Origin of the sequence: Moritella sp. JT01 (assembly GCF_001574435.1) — a bacterium.
GTDB lineage: Bacteria > Pseudomonadota > Gammaproteobacteria > Enterobacterales > Moritellaceae > Moritella.
In genome coordinates this window covers 1-244 of record NZ_LOCN01000033.1, presented here as the reverse complement: position 1 = coordinate 244, position 244 = coordinate 1, and the positions used below count along the sequence as shown (strand labels likewise).

Below are 244 nucleotides of genomic sequence, written 5' to 3'. Positions count from 1 at the left end.
TTGCTAAAATTCACGAAAAGATAGCCAATTGCCGTAAAGACTTTACCCATAAAATGACGTCGAAACTTGTAAACGAAAACCAAGTGATAGGGATCGAGTCATTGAAAGTCAAAAATATGGTTAAGAACCGTAAACTCTCAAAGCATATCCATGATGCTAATTTCGGTGAGATAGTGAGGCAATTGGAATATAAAGCGGATTGGTACGGTCGTAAAATATCAGCTATTAGTCAGTGGTTCCCATC

General features: G+C 37.7%; 1 protein-coding gene. It reads left to right on the top strand.

The window, feature by feature from the left end:
* Positions 1-244, top strand: a 244-nt coding sequence (locus AKG98_RS22550) for an IS200/IS605 family accessory protein TnpB-related protein (RefSeq protein ID WP_198155582.1), incomplete at both ends; no start/stop codon positions are given.